The organism is Bartonella sp. MM73XJBT.G (assembly GCF_028618435.1).
Classification (GTDB): domain Bacteria; phylum Pseudomonadota; class Alphaproteobacteria; order Rhizobiales; family Rhizobiaceae; genus Bartonella.
This window is the reverse complement of the sequence record NZ_JAQISW010000003.1, coordinates 31990-55256: the sequence shown is the minus strand read 5'-3', so window position 1 is coordinate 55256 and position 23267 is coordinate 31990. Positions and strand designations below refer to the sequence as shown.

At 38.8% G+C, this 23267-nt stretch carries 23 protein-coding genes; 15 read left to right on the top strand and 8 right to left on the bottom strand.

Translation table 11 applies throughout. The features are described 5' to 3' along the window. Positions 1–15: 15 nt before the first annotated feature. The 9 genes from pyrE (at position 16) to panB (ending at position 6651) form a co-directional block, all read left to right on the top strand. Positions 16–594, top strand: a complete 579-nt coding sequence (pyrE, locus tag PVV59_RS02715; protein WP_273754524.1) for an orotate phosphoribosyltransferase — start codon at positions 16–18, stop codon at positions 592–594. Positions 595–688: 94 nt separating this feature from the next. After that, on the top strand, positions 689–1279 hold the full coding sequence (locus PVV59_RS02710) for a DUF2062 domain-containing protein (RefSeq protein WP_273754410.1): 591 nt from the start codon (positions 689–691) through the stop codon (positions 1277–1279). 20 nt (positions 1280–1299) lie between these two features. Further along, positions 1300–1701, top strand: a complete 402-nt coding sequence (gene acpS, locus PVV59_RS02705) for a holo-ACP synthase (protein WP_273754409.1) — start codon at positions 1300–1302, stop codon at positions 1699–1701. A gap of 78 nt (positions 1702–1779) precedes the next feature. Further along, positions 1780–2592 (top strand): signal peptidase I, encoded by an 813-nt coding sequence (gene lepB, locus PVV59_RS02700; RefSeq protein WP_273754408.1) that lies wholly within the window; start codon positions 1780–1782, stop codon positions 2590–2592. Next, positions 2573–3280, top strand: a complete 708-nt coding sequence (gene rnc, locus PVV59_RS02695; protein WP_273754406.1) for a ribonuclease III — start codon at positions 2573–2575, stop codon at positions 3278–3280. The genes lepB and rnc overlap by 20 nt, the downstream gene beginning before the upstream one ends. Next, on the top strand, positions 3273–4178 hold the full coding sequence (era, locus tag PVV59_RS02690; RefSeq protein WP_273754404.1) for a GTPase Era: 906 nt from the start codon (positions 3273–3275) through the stop codon (positions 4176–4178). The genes rnc and era overlap by 8 nt, the downstream gene beginning before the upstream one ends. A 25-nt stretch (positions 4179–4203) precedes the next feature. Beyond that, entirely contained in the window at positions 4204–4950 is a 747-nt protein-coding gene (gene recO, locus PVV59_RS02685) for a DNA repair protein RecO (RefSeq protein ID WP_273754403.1), read from the top strand. Positions 4951–4978: 28 nt separating this feature from the next. Next, positions 4979–5839 carry a pantoate--beta-alanine ligase gene (gene panC, locus PVV59_RS02680; RefSeq protein WP_273754401.1) on the top strand — a complete coding sequence of 287 codons (861 nt, stop codon included), beginning with the start codon at positions 4979–4981 and terminating at the stop codon, positions 5837–5839. Further along, positions 5836–6651 carry a 3-methyl-2-oxobutanoate hydroxymethyltransferase gene (gene panB, locus PVV59_RS02675; RefSeq protein ID WP_273754399.1) on the top strand — a complete coding sequence of 272 codons (816 nt, stop codon included), beginning with the start codon at positions 5836–5838 and terminating at the stop codon, positions 6649–6651. Before panC ends, panB begins: the two co-directional genes overlap by 4 nt. Positions 6652–7247: 596 nt before the next feature. On the opposite strand, the gene PVV59_RS02670 is transcribed toward panB, so the two are convergent. Together PVV59_RS02670 and PVV59_RS02665 are read right to left on the bottom strand one after the other, a co-directional pair. Then, a complete protein-coding gene (locus PVV59_RS02670) occupies positions 7248–7865 on the bottom strand; it encodes an HD family hydrolase (protein WP_273754396.1) in 618 nt (205 codons plus the stop codon). Further along, the gene (locus PVV59_RS02665; RefSeq protein ID WP_273754394.1) at positions 7858–8730 is read right to left on the bottom strand and encodes a folate-binding protein YgfZ; all 873 of its coding nucleotides are present in this window, start codon (positions 8728–8730) and stop codon (positions 7858–7860) included. Before PVV59_RS02665 ends, PVV59_RS02670 begins: the two co-directional genes overlap by 8 nt. A 64-nt stretch (positions 8731–8794) precedes the next feature. Between PVV59_RS02665 and PVV59_RS02660 the strand changes: the two genes are divergently transcribed. After that, on the top strand, positions 8795–10123 hold the full coding sequence (locus tag PVV59_RS02660; RefSeq protein WP_273754392.1) for a dihydroorotase: 1329 nt from the start codon (positions 8795–8797) through the stop codon (positions 10121–10123). Between the two features lie 374 nt (positions 10124–10497). Here the strand turns inward: PVV59_RS02660 and PVV59_RS02655 are convergent, their stop codons facing one another. After that, positions 10498–10884 carry a TIGR02301 family protein gene (locus PVV59_RS02655; protein ID WP_273754390.1) on the bottom strand — a complete coding sequence of 129 codons (387 nt, stop codon included), beginning with the start codon at positions 10882–10884 and terminating at the stop codon, positions 10498–10500. A gap of 466 nt (positions 10885–11350) precedes the next feature. Here PVV59_RS02655 and cysS point away from each other — a divergent pair, with 466 nt between their 5' ends. The 5 genes from cysS to pssA all read left to right on the top strand — a co-directional run bounded on the left by cysS (position 11351) and on the right by pssA (position 17230). Beyond that, positions 11351–12859 (top strand): cysteine--tRNA ligase, encoded by a 1509-nt coding sequence (cysS, locus tag PVV59_RS02650; RefSeq protein WP_273754522.1) that lies wholly within the window; start codon positions 11351–11353, stop codon positions 12857–12859. Between the two features lie 43 nt (positions 12860–12902). After that, positions 12903–13574, top strand: a complete 672-nt coding sequence (locus PVV59_RS02645; protein WP_273754389.1) for a DUF421 domain-containing protein — start codon at positions 12903–12905, stop codon at positions 13572–13574. Positions 13575–13682: 108 nt separating this feature from the next. Beyond that, positions 13683–15566, top strand: coding sequence for an ABC transporter ATP-binding protein/permease (locus PVV59_RS02640; protein WP_273754388.1), 1884 nt, complete (start codon positions 13683–13685; stop codon positions 15564–15566). A gap of 113 nt (positions 15567–15679) precedes the next feature. Continuing rightward, entirely contained in the window at positions 15680–16378 is a 699-nt protein-coding gene (locus PVV59_RS02635) for a phosphatidylserine decarboxylase (RefSeq protein WP_273754386.1), read from the top strand. Positions 16379–16387: 9 nt separating this feature from the next. Further along, entirely contained in the window at positions 16388–17230 is an 843-nt protein-coding gene (gene pssA / locus PVV59_RS02630) for a CDP-diacylglycerol--serine O-phosphatidyltransferase (RefSeq protein ID WP_273754385.1), read from the top strand. Between the two features lie 69 nt (positions 17231–17299). Here the strand turns inward: pssA and PVV59_RS02625 are convergent, their stop codons facing one another. From PVV59_RS02625 to PVV59_RS02605, 5 genes are all read right to left on the bottom strand, one after another. Further along, a complete protein-coding gene (locus tag PVV59_RS02625; protein WP_273754521.1) occupies positions 17300–18049 on the bottom strand; it encodes an SDR family NAD(P)-dependent oxidoreductase in 750 nt (249 codons plus the stop codon). Positions 18050–18051: 2 nt separating this feature from the next. Further along, entirely contained in the window at positions 18052–19542 is a 1491-nt protein-coding gene (gene purF, locus PVV59_RS02620; RefSeq protein ID WP_273754520.1) for an amidophosphoribosyltransferase, read from the bottom strand. Positions 19543–19620: 78 nt separating this feature from the next. Continuing rightward, positions 19621–20202: a CvpA family protein gene (locus tag PVV59_RS02615; protein ID WP_273754383.1), complete on the bottom strand. Its 582-nt coding sequence runs from the start codon at positions 20200–20202 to the stop codon at positions 19621–19623. Positions 20203–20321: 119 nt separating this feature from the next. Continuing rightward, positions 20322–21719, bottom strand: coding sequence for a DNA repair protein RadA (gene radA, locus PVV59_RS02610; RefSeq protein ID WP_273754382.1), 1398 nt, complete (start codon positions 21717–21719; stop codon positions 20322–20324). A 6-nt stretch (positions 21720–21725) separates the two neighbouring features. After that, positions 21726–23216, bottom strand: coding sequence for a replicative DNA helicase (locus PVV59_RS02605; protein ID WP_273754381.1), 1491 nt, complete (start codon positions 23214–23216; stop codon positions 21726–21728). Between the last annotated feature and the right edge of the window lie 51 nt (positions 23217–23267).

The following is a 23267-nucleotide window of genomic DNA, read 5'->3' as shown; positions in this document are numbered from 1 at the left end:
AGGGAAGATTTTGCAATGAATACACAAGATGTCATTGATATTTTTAAACAAGCAGATGCTATTCTAGAAGGGCATTTTATTTTAACATCAGGGCGCCATAGTGCAACTTATATGCAAAAGGCAAAAGTTTTTATGCATGCTGACTTGACGGAAAAGCTCTGTCGTGGATTGGCTGAAAAAATCAAAGAATCTATCGAGGAACAAATTGATTATGTTGTTGGTCCCGCAATTGGCGGTCTTATTCCTTCGTATGAGACTTCACGTCACCTTGGTGTTCCTTCTCTTTGGGTAGAGCGTGTCGATGGCGTTTTTGAATTGCGTCGTTTTGAAATCAAAAAGGGTGCGCGGGTTGTTATTGTTGAAGATATTGTGACAACGGGTCTTTCTATTCGTGAGACCGTTGAGGCACTCGCAGCAGCAGGAGCAGAGGTATTGGCAAGTGCATGCATTCTTGATCGCTCTGGTGGTAAGGTTGATGTTGGTGTTCCGTTGATTGCGCTAGCTGAATACGAGATAGCTTCTTATGCAAGTGATGCACTTCCTGCAGATCTTTCTGCTCTTCCAGCAATTAAACCAGGAAGTCGAAATATTTAATTGTCTTTCTATTTTTTTTTGTGCAAAAGCTTAAAAAGATTAATTTGGGTGATATAGATTATTTTATCATCAAAGGATGTATATTGAGAGTCATATGCTTTTTCGTCGTCGAGAACCAGTAGATTTTGTAACGCGTATTCGACTTTGGTTATGGCCACGTCGTTCATTTTCTCGCTCATTTTCTTACATCTACAAACGTATTTTGCGTATATCAGCAACACCGCATGAGGTTGCATTAGGGTTTTCTATTGGCATTTTTTTAGCCTGTTCTCCTGTCTTCGGTGTGCATATTATCTTGGCAATATTTTTTTCTTGGATTTTGCGTGCAAACGTTGCAGCTGCAATCATTGGGACTTTTTTTTCTAATCCACTTACATTTTTATTGATTGTCATGGCTGATTATAAAGTAGGGTATTTTTGTTTATCGCTTTTTAGCGATGTTAATGAGATCTCTCTTTCTCAAATTCGCGCTCTGTTTAACGGTTTGACGGTGTCAAATCTCTCTCTCCTTTTTAAAGGTGCATGGAACACAATTATGAGTCCTATGATTTTAGGTGGAACTCTTTTAGGTGTTGTTTTTGGTGGTTTATCTTATATAGGTGTTTACAGAGCAACGGTTCGTTTTAAACAAAAGCGATATCAAAAGATTATAAAAAAAAGGCGTTTAAAGAAGCGTTCATCGTAAGAAAGATCGGATAATATCTTATGATTGTTGGTCTTGGAAATGATTTGGTTGATATACGACGTATTGAGAGAATGTTGGTTCGTTATGGCGAGCGTTTTATCCAGCGTATTTTTACGGATATTGAAAGGAATAGGTCCGAAAATCTCAAAAAGAAGTCTTCTTCTTATGCGAAAAGATTTGCTGCTAAAGAAGCATGTGCTAAAGCCTTAGGGACGGGAATCGCTTATGGTATCAATTGGAAAGACATGGGGGTAGTTAATTTGTCTTCCGGGAAACCAGTCATGCAATTAACAAATCATGCGCAAGTGCAACTTCAAAAGTTATTACCCCCTCATCATGAAGCAGTTATTCATCTCAGCATTACAGATGATTTTCCTTGGGCACAGGCATTTGTTATTATTGAAGCACTTCCACGTGGATAGATAACGTGAGAGATTGTGCTTTTGTTATTTGAATATTATGATGAAAAAAAGTTATATTTGTGGAAAAGGCAGTTGGTGATGGTCCAAAAAGATAAAATACATAAAAAAGAAAAAAAAGGTGGGATTCTTGAATTAATTTCTGTTTTAATACAGGCTCTACTTCTAGCAGCGTTTATTCGAACACTTTTTTTTCAGCCTTTTAGTATTCCTTCCGGTTCAATGCGTCCTACTTTGTTAGTGGGGGATTATCTCTTTGTTTCTAAGTATGCATATGGGTATTCTCATTTTTCCCTCCCCTTTTCTCCGCCCCTTTTTTCTGGACGTATTTGGGCATCCCAACCTCAACGGGGAGATGTGGTCGTTTTTCGTTTACCAAGTAATCCGAAGATCGATTATATAAAACGCGTTATTGGGCTACCAGGTGATCGTATACAAGTTCGTCAAAGCGTCCTTTATATTAATGATAAGGCTGTTTCACGTCACTTTATGGGAGAGATTGATAATTCGGATATAACGGAAGTAAACTATCCTGTTGAGGTTTATCGCGAGACTCTGCCCAATGGTGTTCGCTACGATACGCTTGATTTAGCTTTCATTCCAAAAGTTGATGACACGAAAGTCTTTGAAGTTCCTCAGGGACATTATTTTATGATGGGAGATAATCGCGACAATTCAGATGATAGTCGTTTGGATGTAGGTTATGTTCCAGAAGAAAATCTGATTGGTCGCGCGAGCGTGATTTTCTTTTCTATCAGTAACGGTTCAAGTGCTTGGCAGATTTGGCGCTGGCCATTTGACGTACGTTGGAAACGTTTGTTTTCTTTCATAAATAAGGTTCATGATTTGCCGCTTATCAAGCAAGGAAACAACGATGAAACCTCTCATGATTGATCAGCTTTTCAAGCTGACGGGGCATCGTTTTCAAGATGAAGAAAAATTAAAAAGAGCATTAACACACGCGAGTGTGAAAGATTCGGAACAAGGGAATTATGAACGATTAGAATTTCTAGGGGATCGGGTTCTAGGACTTTTGATCGCAGAGATGCTGTATCAACTTTTCCCTAAAGCAAGTGAAGGTGAACTATCAGTCCGTTTGAATCATCTGGTCAATGCGCAGACATGTGCTGATATTGCACGTGAAATGAGGCTGCCTGATATGATCCAAGTTGGTTTTGAGATGAGAAACTTTGAAGGGCGTCGACTCATCAATATGCATGCAGATGTCGTAGAAGCTTTGATTGCAGTGATGTATCTTGATGGAGGATTAGAGAGTGTTCGTCCCTTTATTCAAAAATATTGGCAAAGTCGGGCAAAGAAAATGAATGCTGGTCGACGTGATGCCAAGACAGAGTTACAAGAATGGGCACATATACAAGGTAATGCACAACCACATTATCAGATTATCAAACGCTCAGGTCCAGATCACGATCCTATTTTTATAGTAGAGGTTAGTATTTCAGGTTTTTCTTCAGAGATTGGGCAGGGAAGCTCTAAAAGATATGCTGAAAGAATGGCCGCTGAAAAAATTTTGCGACGAGAGGGTGTGTGGAAAACAATAGGAAAAAATGATCATGAGTGACGTTATGAGAACGCGTTCTGGTTTTATTGTGCTTATTGGGATGCCTAATGCTGGTAAATCGACATTGGTTAACCAATTGGTTGGAACAAAAGTTTCAATTGTAACACATAAGGTACAAACAACACGAACTTTAATCCGCGGTATTGTCATTCATGATGATGTGCAAATTGTGTTGATCGATACACCGGGCGTTTTTCGTCCTCATAAGCGGTTAGAACGTGCCATGGTTTCTGCTGCTTGGGGAGGGGCTAAGAGCGCTGATGTTCTGCTTGTTTTAATTGACGCTCAAAGTGGTCTTTCGGATGAAGTTGATATGATGTTGGATATTGTAAACACTATGAAACAAGAAAAAGTTCTTGTTTTAAATAAAGTTGATACAGTTGTTAAATCATCTCTTCTAGCATTAACCACTAAAATAAATGAACGTGTAAAGTTTGCGCAAACATTTATGATTTCTGCCCTAAATGGTTCTGGTTGCAAGGATTTACTTCATGCGTTGAGTAACATGATGCAGGAGGGGCCATGGTATTATCCAGAAGATCAAATTTCCGATATGCCTATGCGTCATCTTGCTGCTGAAATTACGCGTGAAAAACTTTTTCTGCGCCTTCATGATGAGCTTCCTTATTCCTCAACAGTTGAAACAGAAAGCTTTCAAGAGCGTTCAGATGGTTCCGTTAAAATAAATCAAGTCATTTATGTAGAACGTGAGAGCCAGAAGAAAATTATTTTAGGAGCAAAAGGCGATACAATTAAAACGATTGGTCAAGCAGCACGCAAGGAGCTCATGAAAATTATGGATCAAAAGGTTCATCTTTTTCTTTTTGTGAAAGTGCGTAATAATTGGGATGCCGATCCAGAACGTTATCGCGAAATGGGATTAGATTTTTTGAAATAATATTTAAAAAAATAATTAAAATACAATGAAATGGAAAGAACAAGCTGTTATTCTTGGAGCACGCCAATATGGTGAGACAAGTGTTATTCTTGAGATTATGACGCGTGAACGTGGTCGTTATATGGGGGTGGTAAAAGGGGGACGTTCGCGTCGGATGGCAGCTCTTCTTCAGCCTGGAAATTTTGTGGAGGCTGAATGGAGTGCGCGTTTAGAAGAGCATTTGGGACTTTTTCGCCTAGAAGCACTTGATTTACATGCGGCACGATTAATTTGTCGACCAGAAGCACTTTATGCTTTGCAATTGGTTGCTTTTCATTTGAGGCTCCTTCCTGAGCGTGATCCGCACCCCGTTTTATATGATACTTTACACCTTTTTATGCAGAATTTTGATGAACCATTTGTAAATGCAGAATTGCTTGTACGTTTTGAAATGCGACTTCTTGAAGAACTTGGTTTTGGTCTTGATTTATCTTGTTGTGCTGCAACAGGTCGTCAGGAAAAGCTTTATTACGTATCGCCAAAATCTGGACGGGCTGTCTGTGAAGAAGCAGGGGAACCTTGGAAAAGAAAGCTTCTTATTCTCCCACAGTTTCTTGTGAAAAGAGCGACTCGTCCGGCTGATTTTAGGGATATAATAAATGGTTTTAATTTAACGGGTTTTTTTCTTATGCGTCATGTCTGGGAGCCACGAGATATAAAACAGCCATCAGTCCGCATGAATTTGATACAGTTGTTTGAGCGTCGATTTGGTATACAGGCATTCATTTTTTGATGTAATCATAATTGAATAGAATGGAAAAATGAAAATTTTAAAGACAATTTCTGAAGTTCGCCAATATACTTTAGAAGAACGAAGTTTGGGCTTTTCGATTGGTTTTGTTCCAACAATGGGAGCTCTTCATGAGGGGCATCTGGCATTAGTACAGCGAGCAAAAGCCGTGTGTGATCGCGTATTGGTTTCTATTTTTGTCAATCCAAAGCAATTTGGACCTGATGAAGACTTTTATCAATATCCAAAAGACTTGAGAGGCGATTGTGCTTTATTGGAAAAAGCCGGTGTTGAATGTATTTTTGCGCCTTCTGTGGAAGAAATGTGGCCCTTGGGAAATGATACGATTGTAAAGGTAGAAAAATTATCACGTATTTTGATGGGAAAATTACGTCCAGGGCACTTTTGTGGTGTAACGAGTGTGGTTGCTAAGCTTTTTAATATTATTCAGCCCGATAAAGCTTTTTTTGGAGAAAAGGATTTTCAACAAATTTTAATTATTCGGCGTATGGTTGAAGATTTAGCGTTTCCTGTTGAAATTATTGGAGTCCCTATTTTACGTGAAGCAGATGGTGTTGCACACTCTTCACGGAATAAACTTTTAACATTAGAAGATCGTAAAGCGGCCAAAATTATTCCTGAAAGTGGAAAAGCTGTTGAAAAGCTTTTCCATGAAGGTGAACGGTCGGTTGATAAGTTATGCAAAATTGTTCGCAATATTTTACAAAAAGAAACGCGTGCAATCGTTGAAGCAATAGATTTACGGGATATGGAAACGTTATGCGAGGTCAAAGGAACATTGAATAAACCAGCAGTTTTACTTCTTACTGTTCGCTTTGGTGAAGTAAGGCTTATTGATCAATACATATTGCAAGAGAAGGGCGGAAAATGAGTGTACATAAAACTGTAAAGCGTATAACATCTTCTCAAATACGCGACAGAAAGGGACAACAGCCGATTGTTTCTTTAACAGCTTATCAAGCTTATACTGCGCGGATTGCTGATCCCTATTGCGATATCCTTTTGGTTGGTGATAGCGTTGGTATGGTGGTATATGGTTTTGAGACAACACTTCCTGTTGATCTAGATATGATGATTTTACACGGGCAGGCTGTGGTGCGTGGATCTCAAAAAGCTCTTGTCGTTATTGATATGCCTTTTGGTTCTTATGAAGAAAGTAAAGAGCAGGCTTTTTTAAATGCATCGCGTATTCTTGCACAAACGGGGTGTGGGGCCGTTAAGCTTGAAGGTGGAGTTTATATAGCGGAAACAATAGATTTTTTATGTAAACGTGGCATACCAGTGATGGGACATATTGGTCTTACGCCCCAAGCGGTCAATCGTTTTGGTGGTTTTAAGACACAAGGACGTAAAGAGAGTGATTGGCAAAAAATTGAATCCGACGGAGCCGCGATTGAAAAGGCTGGTGCTTTTGCTATTGTTTTGGAAGGGATTGTCGAACCTTTAGCCGTAAAATTGACAGAAAAGCTTTCTATTCCAACAATCGGTATTGGTGCATCTAATCAATGTGATGGACAAGTTTTGGTGATGGAAGATATGTTGGGTTATGGTGCTCACGTACCCAGATTTGTACGTCGTTATGGAGAACTTGAACAAGCCATGGAAACTGCAATCAAAAATTATGCAGAGGATGTTACGTCCCGTGCTTTTCCAGCGGAGAGGGAAGTTTATAAACTGAAATAAATTTTAGTTTAAGATAAAAGTTTGACAAGGGAATATTTGTCTATTTTTATAATGGATGTACATTATTTCATGTATTTTTATATGCAATTTTAGCGATGTTTTTTTTCGTGGTTTTAAAGGGAGAGTTATGCAAAACAGAATGCTATCGGGGTGCTAATTTACATACTTTTTTAAAGAAATATTTAGACATCTAATTCTATTTTACGACGGTACTCGTGAATGGTATAATGCGAGAAGCGTTGTAGGGACTCTATAAGTTTATAAAGCATTAGCATTTTTACGCTTCATAAAAAAAGTGGGAGTCACCACACACTTTGCCAACTTCCAATGTTGCTGACGAGCACTTGCCACTTGAGAGAGGTCATAGGAGGTATTTTTAGTCCTCTTGTATAGTTTTTATTTGTATAGTTTTTAGTCCACACCGCTCTCCCCGCTTATGACGTGTAAGCAAACGGTTTTGATTGATTCAATATAAATAAATTCGAAATGAGCAAATTCTACGATATTCAGATCTTTCATTTAATATGAAAAAAAACACATTATTATTATAAATCAGTAAGTCTATAATGACAAGAAATCAACAATACAAAGAGAGTCTATAATTTTTGGGTATCTAAGTCATTAAAGCGCGCTAAAAATACGTTTTCAACTTGTTGTGTAGAGGAGGGGTATAAATTAAGATCATCGGGTAAAATATTATTGGGAGAGCCAAAATAGCGAAGGGCTTCTTCTGTATTAAATCCAGCAAGCGTGATTGCTTCGTGATATGCAGCAATACGGTCGGCTTGTTTAATTTTTTTTAAAAGTTTTTGAGAAAGATCAACGGGAAGAGAAAATCGCATGTGGATCGCATCTTGGATACGCTTTTCAATGCGTTCATAGTGTTTTCCTATGACAGCTTTAAAGGGTGAAATTATATCGCCGATGACATATTCTGGTGCATCATGAAGAAGAGCACAGAGACACTCATGCTTCAGCGACTGCGGAAAAAGTTTTTGAAATATTTGTTCAACCAAAAGTGAATGTTGTGCAACAGAATAGGCATGCTCTCCTCGTGTTTGCCCATTCCAACGTGCTACACGAGCAAGCCCATGGGCAATATCTTCAATTTCAATATCAAAAGGAGAAGGATTAAGAAGATCAAGTCTGCGTCCAGAGAGCATTCTTTGCCAAGCGCGAGCTTCTCCACTTTTTAATAATTCAGCTTTAGCCATGCGTATTTTCTATAGTATTTTCAGAAAAGGTAAAATTCATATTTTCAGCAATGCTTATAGTGACAGGAATATTTTTTACAGTAAAGGGAATGTTATGATCCATAGCATCTTTGACATGGTCAATACGCATTAAAGCGAGAGCCTCATTTTCAACAGATGTTCCCAAGCGGCCAAGAACTTTTGTTCCTGCTTCAATGCTTGATTGAGGGGGGAGGTCACATTGGCCTTTTACAATCAAAATACGGCGGCGTGCTGCATGGCGGTGGTGCATTCGTGAAACAACTTCTTGTCCAATATAACACCCTTTATTGAATGCCAATCCATTAATTTGATCGTAATTAATATCATGAGGAAAGACTTTGCCGATTTCATAGTCTTGATCACTTTCTGCAATTGCATAACGAATTCGCAATTGATTCCATATGTCATAATTTTCTGAAGCCCAAAAAGGGACTTTGCTATAGATTCGTATTATTTTTTCTTGTTTTGGAAAGCGTTTATCAACAAAATTTGAATCAAAACTTAAAGTATTTGATTCATTTTTCCAAGAAACGATAACAATCCCTTGTAATGGTTGTATAATTTCTACTTTTTTACGCAGTTTATAGAGCAACAGATGCTTGTAGAGTGTATCGGCCAAAGACATTACAATATCAATAAAATAACTATTCTCTCTTTTACCGATAAGAAAATCAGCAAGGACCTTTCCTTGTGGGGATAAGAGGGCTCCAGGGAAAAGTTCTTGGGGACTTATTTTTTTTACATCTGTTGTGATTAGGGATTGCAGAAAATCTGTTGCTTCTTCGCCTGTAATTTGAATAATTTTTCGGTTTTTTAAGCAAATGGCATTTTGTTTTTCAATCATGGTTCTTGCCTTTCTGCTCAAAGTTACATAATCGATAAGTGAGCAATATGTAAGGAGCGTGGCTATGTTTAAAACATTTGATACAATTTTTAAAGGTGCAACACTTGTGAATCATGATGGAAAAAGCAAGCGTGATATTGGTGTTACAAATGGCCGTATTGCTGAAATTGGCGACCTTACATGCGCCTCAGCTGGTGAGGTGATTGATTGTACGGGGCTTCATATTTTGCCGGGAATTATTGATAGTCAAGTGCATTTTCGTGAGCCTGGTAATGAATATAAAGAAGATTTGGAAAGTGGCTCATATTCTGCTGTGTTAGGGGGGGTTACAGCAGTGTTTGAAATGCCTAATACCCATCCATTGACAACATCAGAAGAAACATTAAGAGATAAGGTTAAGCGCGGATTTCATCGTATGCATTGTGACTTTGCATTTTGGGTTGGAGGAACGCGTGAAAATGCTCATGAACTTTCTGAATTAGAAAGACTTCCTGGTGCGGCTGGAATTAAAGTCTTTATGGGATCTTCTACCGGTGATCTTTTGGTTGATGATGATGAAAGTGTACGCCTTATTTTAAAAAATACACGCCGTCGTGCAGCTTTTCATTCTGAAGATGAGGAAAGACTCAAAGAACGTAAAATACTACGTATTGAAGGAGATGCGTCCTCACATCCGATTTGGCGTGATGAGGTTGCGGCGTTAAAATGTACGCAGCGTTTGGTAAAAATTGCCCATGAGACAAAAGCGCGCATTCATGTGTTACATCTTTCGACAGAAGAAGAAATTGATTTTCTCAAAAAACATAAAGATGTTGCAACAATTGAAGTGACACACCACCATTTGACTCTCACGGCTGATGATTATAAGCAGTTTGGCACATTAATTCAGATGAATCCACCTATTCGTGAATCGCGCCACCGTGAAGCTCTTTGGTACGGTGTTCAACAGGGGATTATTGATGTTTTAGGCTCAGATCATGCGCCTCATACCCTTGAGGACAAGCTTCAATCTTATCCCTCTTCACCTTCAGGAATGACAGGAGTGCAAACAACGGCAGCCATTATGTTAACACATGTGAATGCAGGAAAAATATCTCTGGAGCGTTTTGTTGATCTCACTTCACATGGCCCTAGCCGTATTTTTGGTATAAGCTGTAAAGGACGTCTTGCTGTTGGATATGATGCTGATTTGACTATTATTGATCTTAAACGAGAAGAAGTGATGATGAATAGTTTAATTGGTTCGCGTGCCGGTTGGACACCTTATGATGGTCAAAAGGTTAAAGGTTGGCCTGTCGGGACTATTATCCGTGGTATGCGCGTTATGTGGGAAGGTGAAATTGTCACGCCTTCACAAGGAGAGCCTGTTAAATTTATAGAAACTTTGGTGTAAACAGCATAAATTTTATCCTATTATGACACAAAATACTATCATTTAAGGAGAAGGTATTTCAGCCTCCTTAACACATAAGTTTTTTTATGCGTGGTGAATATTTTTAGGTTTGTTACATAAGTGGGAAGCCAAGTGGAATTCAATAGAACTTGGATTATTTACAAACTAGGTTTTTAAGAATGTTCGTCCTTTGAGGTGTGGAGAAGAAGCCAAAGAGTGATACGGGAAAAGCTGCTCATAAGAATATAGGCACATCGAGGCATTGTTCTTCAGAAGTTTCTTTATTTTCGAGAAGATAACTTATTGCTCTATTCATTTGTGAAGAGGGCGCTATTGATATCACTTAACTGACAAGGAGATGCTTTTTATACAAGTTATTTGTTATAATGTATGAGAAGATTTTCAGATAAAGCTCTTCCTTCTTTAATATATCTTTGATTGGCTTCAATGGCTGCTTGTGTACAATGATGATAATTTTCTGAGAAAGCGCGATACGCTTCATTAAATGCGTCATAAAAATAAGCACGTCTTTGTGGAATGGGGTGTTCTGCTTCAATGAGTGCGTTCATATAGTCATACCATTGATTTATTGGCACTTGGTTTGTTGGAGGCTCACAAAGATTTTGGAGAAAATGCAGGGATCCCAAAATTTCCGCGAGGCGAAGTAATTTTTTCTCATAAGGTGGAGATTGTTGTGAAAAGGTTGGCATCGAAATGACAAGAAATATTAAAAGAATGATTTTTTTCAATTTATTACGCATTATTTTGATTGCTTTCTTTTAAAAATAATTGTGTCATGAGAACGATGTTAAAAAATAAGATTAATTGCTATATTATTCTCAATGATTAATGATGAAATATAGGGCGTAGGAGATAATAAGGAACCCATTGTGAAATATTGAAAATACTGATGAAGCTTTATAGGGTTAAGGTTTGAAGATTTTCTTCCTGTAATCTATTTTTCATATAAATATTCTATTGCCTATGGAATTTTGTCTAAACTTGTTTCTTTCAAGAAGAGAAAAGCTCTCTATCTGTAGAATCCTTTTGTCCAATCAAATAAAAGAAGATTATTTTTATGATAAATGATGGAAATAGCCTCAATAACCTTAAGGTAAGAAGAATTGATGATAAGGTGAAAGCTTTAGTCTAAACCGCATAATGTGATCATTTGAGAGAAGAGACATCTAAAAGAACGATGCGTAATATCGTTTACGGAGTATAATGATGAAAGAGTTGCGATTTTATAATACGCTGACACGTAAAAAAGAAAATTTTATACCAATAGATCCGACAAAAGTACGTCTTTATGTTTGTGGTCCAACAGTTTATGATTATGCGCATATAGGAAATGCACGCCCTGTCATTGTTTTTGATGTTTTATTTCGCTTATTGCGTCATGTTTATGGCAAAGATCATGTTCTCTATGCACGTAATATTACAGATGTCGATGATAAAATTAATGCACGCGCCGCTTGTGAATATCCAAACGCATCACTGAATGATGCTATTCGTCAATTAACAGAACGCACATATTCTCAGTTTCAACAAGATACAATAGCACTTGGTTGTCTATTGCCAACCAGCCAGCCACGTGCAACCGAACATTTAGAGGAGATGCGCGCGCTCATCGAAAGATTGCTTGAAAAGGGTCACGCTTATAAAGCGGAAAATCATATATTATTTTCTATAAAGAGCATAAAAAATCCACCCCATTATGGGGCATTTGCAAATCGTTCTTTAGATGAAATGAGGGCTGGGGCGCGTATCGATATTGCTGCTTATAAAAGGGAGGAGATGGATTTTGTTTTATGGAAACCTTCTCTGGAAGGAGAGCCAGGCTGGGAGTCGCCGGCCGGAATTCCTGTTTTAGGTCGTCCAGGTTGGCATATTGAATGTTCAGCAATGTCAATGGCAAAGTTATTAGCGCCTTATGGTGGTGGTTTAACTTGTGATGATCCGACTGCGAATATTTTTGATATTCATGGAGGTGGACTTGATTTAATTTTTCCTCACCATGAAAATGAGATTGCACAAAGTTGTTCAGCTTTTGGGACGGAGCGAATGGCTAACTTTTGGATGCATAACGGCTTTTTACAAGTTGAAGGCAAAAAGATGTCGAAAAGCTTTGGCAACTTCATAACCATTCGTTCAGTTTTAGAGAATAATTTTTTAGAATTTAACGCTGTTTTAGCCGATGAAATGAAAGAAGATTGGGCGGGTTTGTCTGCACGTTTTTCGATGCTTCAAACGCATTATCGTGAACCATTAAATTGGACAGCGCAGCGTTTAATGCAATCGAGCAGTGAATTGTATCGTTGGTATGAATTGCTTCGCAGTAAAAAGAGTATGATGGAAAACAATGAAGTGATTGATGATAGTTTGATAGATGCCCTTAGTGATGATCTTAATACGCCAAAAGCATTTACTCTTTTGCGAAAATTTTATAAAACAGAAGATGTTTTAGCTCTTGCACATGGCATGAATATATTAGGACTATTACGACAAGAATGGATTAAAAAAATAAACTGTCCATTATTTATAAAAAAAACGTCTCTTGATTCAAAATTTATTGATCAGCGCATTGCCGAAAGATTGCGGCTTATCCATAATAAAGAGTGGGAAGCTGCGGATACAATTCGTGATGAGCTTGCAGCTAAAGGGGTTCTCTTAAAAGATAGTAAGGATCCGCAAAGTGGTGAGCGCATAACCGTGTGGGAAATAAAACGATTATAATTTCTCTATTCCAGCAGTTCTCATAAATTAAAGGGAGAATATGATGGAATTTTTATATCACTATGGATATATCGTGCTTAAGCTGGCTGTGGGTCTTGTTGCCTTCCTATTTATTTTAAGAACGACGGGTCGTGGAAGCCTTAGTCAGATGACACCCGTTGATCTGGTCAGCAATTTTGTTATGGGAGGTATTATTGGAGGAGTCATTTATAATCAGAATATTAGCAGCACTCAATTATTGCTTGTTTTGCTGATTTGGCAAGCCTTGATTACCTCTTTTAATTTTTTGGCACGCTATTCAGTTTTTTTTCGCCACCTTATTGCAGGGCGGAATGTCACATTGGTTTTAGATGGGGTCTTTCAAATGGATAAGATTAAAAACTTAAGGATCAATGTTAATGATCTTATTGCGATGTTACGTCTTAAAGGGTGTCACTTACATGAAGCTGCTTTTGTGCGTTTGGAAACCAATGGTGATTGTACTGTTATTAAAAAGGAAGAGGGGAAGAAATCGACAATTGTCGTAGAAAACGGTGAAGTTATTGATGATGGTCTTAAAGAGATTGGTAAAACAAAAAAGTGGCTTCAGGAAGAATTGAAAAAAAAGCATATAAAAGTTGAAAATTTATTTGCAGCAGAATGGTATGAGAATACAGATCAAAATAATAAACTGTATCGTGGATTATTTCTTGTTCCTTTTTCAAAAAAAGTCTAACCTCAAACAATGAATAGGTAGCTTATTGAAAAGTGTAAGAAACTTATAAACAACCACAGGGGGGGTGTTTTGCCTTTTTCGTGTGGATGATAGAGAAGTAAGGGCTTTATGAAACGTAATGAAATGACAAAAACTGTGTCATCTGATACAGGGAAAACTCTGCACACACTTTACAATTTATGGCCTTATATGTGGCCGGCGGACCGGCGTGATCTAAAAATACGTGTACTATGGGCCGTATTTTATCTTATTTTGTCCAAGCTCGTTCTTATATCTGTACCGTATTTCTTTAAATATTCTACGAATTTGCTTGATACAAACTTTCAGCTCCCTGAATGGTTTCCATCTAGTTGGATTATTCCTATCATGCTTGTTTTGGCGTACAATATCGCCCGTATTATGCAGGCTGGGTTAAATCAATTGCGCGATTCCCTTTTTGCAACTGTTGGTCAACACGCTATTCGCCAATTAGCTTATAAAACCTTTGTACATATTCATGAGTTATCTTTACGATTTCATTTAGAGCGCCGAACTGGTGGGCTTTCTCGCGTGATTGAGCGTGGGACAAAAGGAATTGAAGCGATCGTAAGGTTTTCAATTCTCAATACCGTACCGACAATTTTAGAGTTTATATTAACCGCCCTTGTATTTTACATCAATTACGGATGGCATTATCTTCTCATTGTTGTTGCGACGGTTTTTTTATATACCTTTTTTACCATTAAGGCGAGTGATTGGCGTATTCGTATTCGGCAACAAATGAATATGGCAGATACTGAGGCAAATACACGCGCGGTTGATTCTCTTTTAAATTTTGAAACGGTCAAATACTTTGGCAATGAAACTCTAGAAGCCGATCGTTTTGATAGTTCTATGGCAGGTTATGAAAAAGCCGCAACAAAGATTTGGACATCATTAAGCTGGCTTAATTTTGGTCAGGCTCTTATCTTTGGTATTGGAATGACGATCATGATGCTGATGTCAGCTTATGAAGTCTTTTATAAGACACAAACTTTAGGGGATTTTGTTTTTATTAATGCCCTTTTAATGCAACTTTCCATTCCACTGAATTTTATTGGCTCAATTTATCGTGATGTTCGACAAGGTTTAACGGATATTGAAGCGATGTTCGATCTTTTAGATGTCCAGCAGGAGATCGTTGATAAATCGGATGCTAAACCGTTAGAGATAAGCAATGGGACCATTCGTTTTCATCAGGTAAAGTTTTCTTATGATTCGACGCGTCAGATTCTCAGAGATATTGATTTTGAAGTTCCTGGAGGAAAAACAGTTGCCATTGTCGGTCCATCGGGTGCAGGTAAATCAACCATTTCTCGATTACTTTTTCGGTTTTATGATGTTGATGCAGGCTCTATCACAATTGACGGGCAAGATATTCGTGACATAACACAGAAAAGTTTGCGTGAAGCGATCGGCATGGTCCCACAAGATACGGTGTTATTTAATGATACAATTGCCTATAATATTCGCTATGGGCGCCCAAGTGCGACAGATGAAGAGATGCACAAAGCCGCTGAAATGGCACAAATATCAAAATTTATTGAGATATTACCGGAAGGTTTTCAGTCTATGGTAGGGGAGCGTGGTCTCAAATTATCGGGGGGTGAAAAACAACGTGTGGCTATTGCACGGACACTCTTAAAAGCCCCCCCACTTCTTATTCTAGATGAAGCAACAGCAGCTCTTGATACGGCAACGGAACAAGAAATTCAACAAGCATTGGATATTGTAAGCCGTGGACGCACAACATTGATTATTGCACATCGTCTTTCTACGGTTATCAATGCTGATGAAATTTTAGTTCTTAAAAGTGGTCGTATTATTGAAAATGGCACGCATACAGAGCTCTTACGAAAGAAAGGTTTATATGCTTCAATGTGGAATAAGCAGCTTGAAGCATCGCAAGCTGAAGAAAAATTACGTAAAATGCGTGAACAAGACGAGACGGGTATTGTTAGTCGTAAAAAATAAGGTGGGCAAAATGTAATCTATATCTTTATATGGAGCGATTGATTAAATACATAAAAGCAAAAGGAACAAAAAGATTTATTGCTTGTTTAAGTTTACGACGAATAGGAAATGATATGAGTATTCTACAATCTGTCCATAATAGCTTTGTCTCAATTCATAAAGAAGGCTATCCTTTTATTGTAGCATTTTTTGTTATTTCGCTCATTCTTGGTTGGATATGGAGTCCGTTGTTTTGGTGTGGTCTTGTTCTCACGGTGTGGTGTATATACTTTTTTCGTGATCCAGATCGTGTTATCCCTTTAAATCCCAATTGGGTTATCTCACCTGCAGATGGGCATATTTCATTTGTAGAATCATGTGTGCCACCTGAAGAATTAGGCTTAGGGAAAGATGAAATGGTCCGTATTTCTATTTTTATGGACGTTTTTTCATGCCATATCAACCGTATTCCTATCAGTGGTACAGTAGAGTCTATTGTTTATCATCCAGGTCGTTTTACCAATGCGGAGTTTGATAAGGCTAGTCAGTTTAATGAGCGGAATGGGATGGTCATTGAGAGCAAGCATGGTAAAATTGCTATCGTACAAATAGCGGGGCTGTTTGCCCGTCGGATTGTTTGTTGGTCAAAAGAAAATGATGCTGTTATCACGGGAGAGCGATTCGGGTTGATTCGTTTTGGTTCGCGCCTTGATATTTATATACCAACTGAAGTGAAATTGCGTGTTGCTGTTGGGCAGACAGCAATTGCTGGAGAGACAGTTTTAGGGTCTTTTGATGATAAGAGTGCCACAACGGACTTCAGATACGATTAGGACTACACAATGAAAAATTTTTCGCCATTTTCTTCATTCAATCCTGAGGGGCAGCATGATGATACTGCAAATCGGCGACGCTCACCTACATCAATGCGCTATGTTATTCCCAATATCATTACTATTTTGGCAATTTGTGCCGGGATGAGCAGTATCCGCTTGGCCTTTGAGAATCGCTATGAAGCTGCTATTTTAATGGTACTTTTGGCTGCAGTTCTAGATGGTGCTGATGGTCGCATTGCGCGTTTAATAGATGGTAGTTCATCTTTCGGGGCACAGATGGATTCTCTTGCTGATATTGTCAATTTTGGTGTTACCCCCGCGCTTATTGTTTATTCCTTTATTTTGAATCAAGCACATCACATTGGTTGGGTTGCAGCTCTTGTTTATTGTGTTGCTTGTTGTTTGCGATTAGCGCGTTTTAATGTGATGTTGGATAATGCTGATATCCCACAATGGCAGAAAAGTTATTTTGTTGGTGTTCCTGCACCTGCAGGGGCATTACTCCTTTTATTGCCTACCTATTTAGGTGCTCTTGGTTTGGTCCCCAATTGGGGGTGGGCATTGTTTTTTAGTCTTTATACAGTCATTATTGCTTTTCTTTTGATTAGTCGTTTACCAGTGTGGAATGCAAAGACAATTGATCAAAACTTGAGGCGTGATATCGTTATACCTTGCATGTTGATCATCGTTATTTATGTCGGTTTTCTTGCGACTTACACATGGAAAACTTTATTGATTACGGCTATTAGCTATATGATTTTTCTCCCCTGTAGTTTTATCGCTTATAATAAACGGGCTGCTTTAGAAGAGAAAAAGGTTGATGCTAAAAAAGCTATTCAAGAATCATAAACTGCTTTATTCCTTTGTTGAGAAGTGCAGGAAAGAGAGAGATTCATCTATTTACATTTCAGATGATGATCAATGAGGAGCATAATAATCCACAAACCGATTTTCACGGACATTAAAGAGTTTTCCAGTTTCCTTTAAATCAGGTGACAGCAAATGGACTGTTTTTTTTGCAACCTCTTGTGGTGAGGGGAGCGTTTGAGGATCTTCACCAGGCATAGCTTCAGCGCGCATGGCAGTGCGTGTGGCTCCGGGGTTGACACAATTAATCTTGATAGGGGTTTGTTTGAGTTCTTCTGCCCAACAGCGGGCAATCATTTCTAAAGCTGCTTTAGAGGCTGCATAAGCCCCCCAGAACGGGCGTGCAACATGTGCAACGCTTGAAGATAACAGGATAGCACGTCCAGCATCAGATTCACGTAATAAAGGCTCAACGGCTTTTATTAAGCGCCATTGGCTAAAAAGATTTATTTGAAAGACATTTTCAAAGATCGTGTTTTCTATATGCGCTATTGGTGAGAGTGTTCCAAGGATTCCTGCATTTGCAACGACAATATCTAGTTTTTTCCAGCGATTGGCAATAGAGAGTGCGAGAGCATCAATGTTTTCCGTATGATGTAAATCGAGCGGAACGAGGGTAGCAAGAGCCCCTTTTTCTCGGATTTGATTATCCAATTCAGTAAGTCCGCTAACTGTTCGTGCAAGAGCAATAATATGAGCCCCGCGTGCAGCAAGCTCGAGTGCTAAATAATAGCCAATCCCTCTTGATGCACCAGTAACAAGCGCAACGCGCCCATGGAGACTAAAGTCATGTTTTGTCATCATTAATCTCTTGTTTTAAGAACAGATGATTGATGAATTTTGGAGAGATTTTCTTGATCGACCAGGTGCGTAGGATAATATCCAGTAAAATAATGGTCAGTAAATTGTGGATCGGCGTTATTTCGTTTTTCCCCTGCTACAGCGAGATATAATCCGTCCGTTGAAAGAAATTCTAAAGAGTCAGCTCCAATAAAATTGCACATAGATTTTAAATCTGGATATTGATTTGCTAAAAGGCTTTCAGCTTTAGGTGTATCAATACCATAAAAGTCAGGATAGAAAATCATAGGGCTAGAGACGCGCATATGAACTTCCTTTGCTCCTGCATCGCGAAGCATTCGTACAATTTTAAGGGATGTTGTTCCTCGTACAATAGAGTCATCAATCAGAATAACACGTTTTCCTTCAATCACAGGACGGTTTGCCGAATGTTTTAACTTGACGCCAAAAGCGCGAATTTGTTGTGTTGGTTCGATAAAAGTGCGGCCAACATAGTGATTGCGAATAATACCAAGCTCGAAGGGAATTCCAATTTCTTGTGCATAGCCAATTGCGGCAGGTGTTCCACCATCTGGAACCGGAACCACAACATCACCCTCACAAGGTGCTTCCTGCGCTAAACGGATTCCCATATTTTTGCGTGTTGTATAAACACTACGCCCTCCAACGATTGAGTCCGGACGAGAAAAATAAACATATTCAAATAAGCAAAGTTTTTCTGGTTTTGCATTTTCTGATTGTATAATTTTTTTCGTAATTTCCCCATTTTTTTGTATTTCACATATGATGATTTCTCCATTTTTAACATCACGGACATATTTTGCTCCAATAATATCAAGGGCGCAAGTTTCAGAACAAAAGATAGGCTTACCATCAAGTTCTCCCATCACGAGAGGCCTAATTCCAGTTGGGTCGCGTGCTGCAATAAGCTTTGTCCGTGTGAGTGCTAACATAGCATATCCCCCTTCTACTTGCCGAATCGCATCAACAAAACGATCAGAGGAAGATTCATAACGTGAGCGAGCAATAAGATGGAGAAACACTTCTGAATCTGACGTTGATTGACAGATAGCACCAGAAGCGATGAGTTTACGGCGTAATGTAAGACCATTGGTAAGATTCCCATTATGCGCAATAGCAATACCTCCAACTTTCAATTCAGCAAAAAGGGGTTGAACGTTGCGTAATGCCACTTCTCCAGTTGTTGAATAACGGGTATGTCCAATAGCACGATTTCCTGGTAAACGCGCAAGCGTTGCAGGGTTTGTATAGTGATCACCAACAAGACCTAAATGCTTTTCTTGATGAAACATTTTATTATGGTAAGAAACAATACCAGCTGCTTCTTGCCCACGATGCTGAAGTGCGTGGAGTCCAAGAGCGGTTAATGTTGCTGCATCTTCATGCCCAAGAATGCCAAAAACCCCGCATTCTTCATGAAGGGTATCATCATCTAATGAAAATTTTTGACAAGAAATATCGCTTTTTATCATCATATCCTTTCATTTGTGATAGAGAGGAATCATCCGCATCACATTTTACATCATTTAGTTCTCTTTTCTTATGAAAAGCTATTCTCCATTTTTGAGAAGTATTTTTTCATGAGGGTGTTGCTTATTTGTATGTTTATCGCTGTCTTTAAACAAATTTTCTGCCTTTTCGAGAACAGATCCAAGATCTTTTGGGAGTATTTCCCAAACTTTTTGTCCCAGTGAATCTAAAATAGGCCTTGTTTTGGCGTTTTTTAACCAGTCTGCTTGGTGCTCGGGTTTAATAAGTGCATTAATCAGCAATATACCGATGACCATAATCAGTAAACCGCGAAGTGCTCCAAAAATAAAACCAACAGTACGGTCAAGGATACCAATTCGACTATCAATAATAAAATCGGAGATCTTCATTGTAATAATTGAAGTAATAATGAGAACAATAATAAAAATTGTGACCAATGTTGTGATCAATGCGATCATTTTATTAGAAAAATATTGTTCAAAGAAAGGCAAGACAGGTTTGAATAAAAACAGTGTCGTAACAGCTGCGATTGCCCAAGAAATCAACGATAACACTTCACGTGAAAAACCTCGAAGCATAGCAAGAAAAGCGGACAACAGGATGATTACTAAGACAATTCCATCAAGGATTGTTATGATCATTTGTTTGTTCCTTATACATAAAGTTGTGTTCTTTAAATCTGTGTGCAAATATATTTTAGTTAGGTCATTTTTTATTCTTATAGCAAGGATATTTTGTATTTTATAGCGTTTTTTCTATATTATCCTGCCTGTGGTGTAGACCATTTTTTACTTGCGGTAAGAGTGGCAACAAGTTCGGGAAGGTCAGAGAAAGTTTTTTGTTGAAAATTGAGCGACTGCATCATTTCGGTTGTTGTCGTGGGATGAAACGCCCCCTGAAAACCGAGTTTTTTTGCTTCATTGATGCGTTGTGCTGAATGTGCAACAGCGCGAGTAGCTCCTGAAAGACTGACTTCACCAAAATATACATAATCCGTTGGCAAAGGGATATTGGCAAGAGAAGAGACCAAAGCAGCGGCTACAGCTAAATCAGCAGCGGGTTCTGATATACGATATCCACCTGCCACGTTCAGATAGACATCATGCTGTCCAAAACGAATGCCACAATGGGCTTCTAAAACGGCAAGAATCATAGAAAGACGATTTCCATCCCATCCGACAACCGCACGTCGTGGTGTTCCAAGGGAAGAGGGAGCAACAAGTGCTTGAATTTCCACGAGTATCGGGCGAGTTCCTTCCATGCCGGCGAAAACAGCTGCGCCTGGAGCTTTTTCATTGCGTTCTCCTAAAAACAATTCAGATGGATTTATCACTTCGCGTAATCCTTTATCAGACATTTCAAAAACACCAATTTCATCTGTTGGTCCGAAGCGATTTTTTACAGTTCTAAGAATGCGATAATGATGTCCTCCTTCACCCTCAAAATAGAGAACACCATCAACCATATGTTCAACGACCCGCGGGCCGGCAATTTGCCCATCTTTTGTCACATGACCAACAAGAACAACAGCGGCCCCTGTTTTCTTAGCAAAGCGTATCATAGCCTGAGCACCAATACGGACTTGTGTGACAGTGCCGGGTGCTGAATCTGCTGAATCTGACCATAAGGTTTGAATCGAATCGATAATCACCATATCAAGGTTTTTATGCTCGCTTAAGGTTGCAAGAATATCTTCAACATTGGTTTCAGCAGCAAGTTTCACCTCTGTATTATGAGCACCAAGCCTTTGTGCGCGCAAACAAATTTGCGCAATAGCCTCTTCACCTGAGACATAGATAACATGATGTCCTTTGCGTGATAAAGCAGCAGCTGTTTGTGTGAGCAATGTTGATTTTCCAATACCTGGATCACCACCAACAAGGAGTGCTGAGCCACGGACAAAACCCCCACCGGTAACACGATCAAGTTCAGCGATACCTGAATGAATACGTGGAGCATTTTGGATATCTCCAGAAAGAGATGTAAGGGCAATAATGCGTCCTTTACGCGTATTCTGCTTAGGACCACTTCCTATGCCGCCATTTATATTTTCTTCAATAAGGGAATTCCATTCTCCACAGGCACTACATTTTCCTGCCCAACGGGAATGGACGGTTCCACAATGTTGACAGATAAATTGAATACGGTTGCGTACCATGGTAATTTAGCCAATTTGCTCTGGAAGATAATTGGTATCTGCCAGATCACTAAAGCGTGTAAAGTCAGATTGAAAGGCAAGGGACACGATTCCTGTTGGTCCGTGACGTTGTTTTGCAACAATGACATCAGCTTTCCCCATAATTTTATCCATTTCATCTTGCCATTTTGTATGTTCAAGAGTGCCCAATTTGGGTTCTTCATTTTTGAAATAATATTCTTCACGATAAACAAATAGAACGATGTCGGCATCTTGCTCGATAGAACCAGATTCACGTAAGTCAGAGAGTTGTGGACGTTTGTCTGTTCTATTTTCAACTTGACGCGAAAGTTGTGACAAAGCGATAATAGGAACATTCAATTCTTTCGCTAATGCTTTTAATCCTGTGGTAATTTCTGTGATCTCTTGAACACGATTTTCTGATGAACGTTTTGAACTGCTTGTCATGAGTTGGATATAATCAATAAACAAGACGTCTAAACCATGTTGTCGCTTGAGACGTCGTGCGCGAGCTGCCAGTTGCGTAATTGATATTCCCCCAGTTTGATCAATATAAAGGGGGGCCTTTTGGAGTTGGTTTACCGCACGAATGATTTTTGCAAATTGTTCATCTGAAATGTTCCCCCGTCGAATATCAGAAGAAGAAACTTCTGTTTGTTCAGAAATAATACGTGTTGCAAGCTGTTCGGATGACATTTCAAGGGAGAAGAATCCTACAATACCGCCCTCATTTTCTTGGTTATTACTATTATGATTATAAGCATTAGCAATATTAAAGGCAATATTGGTTGCTAGTGAGGTTTTCCCCATACCAGGACGTCCCGCAAGAATAATTAAGTCAGATGCTTGTAAGCCTCCCATTTTTTCATCAAGTGTTTTAATATGGGTAGCTATCCCCGATAATTGTGAAGAGCGCTGTTTCGCGGCACTTGCCATATCGATAGCTTTTTTGATAGCCTCATTAAAATTTTCGAATCCACCTCCATATTTCCCTTTTTCTGCAAGCTCAAATAACTGATTTTCAACAGTTTCGATTTGTTGGGTAGGCGTAAGCTCTACAGGAGCATCAAAGGCGGTATTAACAACCTGAGTTCCAAGGTTAATCAAAGAACGACGAATAAAAAGGTCGTAAATAACGCGTCCATAATCCTCAGCGTTAATAATAGTGACTGCCTCTTTGGCCAAGCGAACAACATACTGGTATACAGTAATATCTCCAATTTTCTCTTCCATTTGGATATAGGGCTTGATCGTAACCGGATCTACACGTTTACCTATTTTTATAAGGTGAGATAAAACAGCATAAATCTTTTGATGCAATGGTTCAAAAAAATGTTCTGGTTTTAGAAAGTCCGAAACGCGGTCGAGAGAATCATTGTTGATAAAGATGGCACCAAGCAATGCTTGTTCAGCTTCAATATTATGTGGAAGTTGCCGAAAAGAAGAAGAATCTTCTTTTTTTGAAGAGCTGATATTAACAACGCTAGTTTCTTCCATAATATTTTCCTACTGAAATTCCAAGTCTAGCGACTTTGGTGATAAATTTAA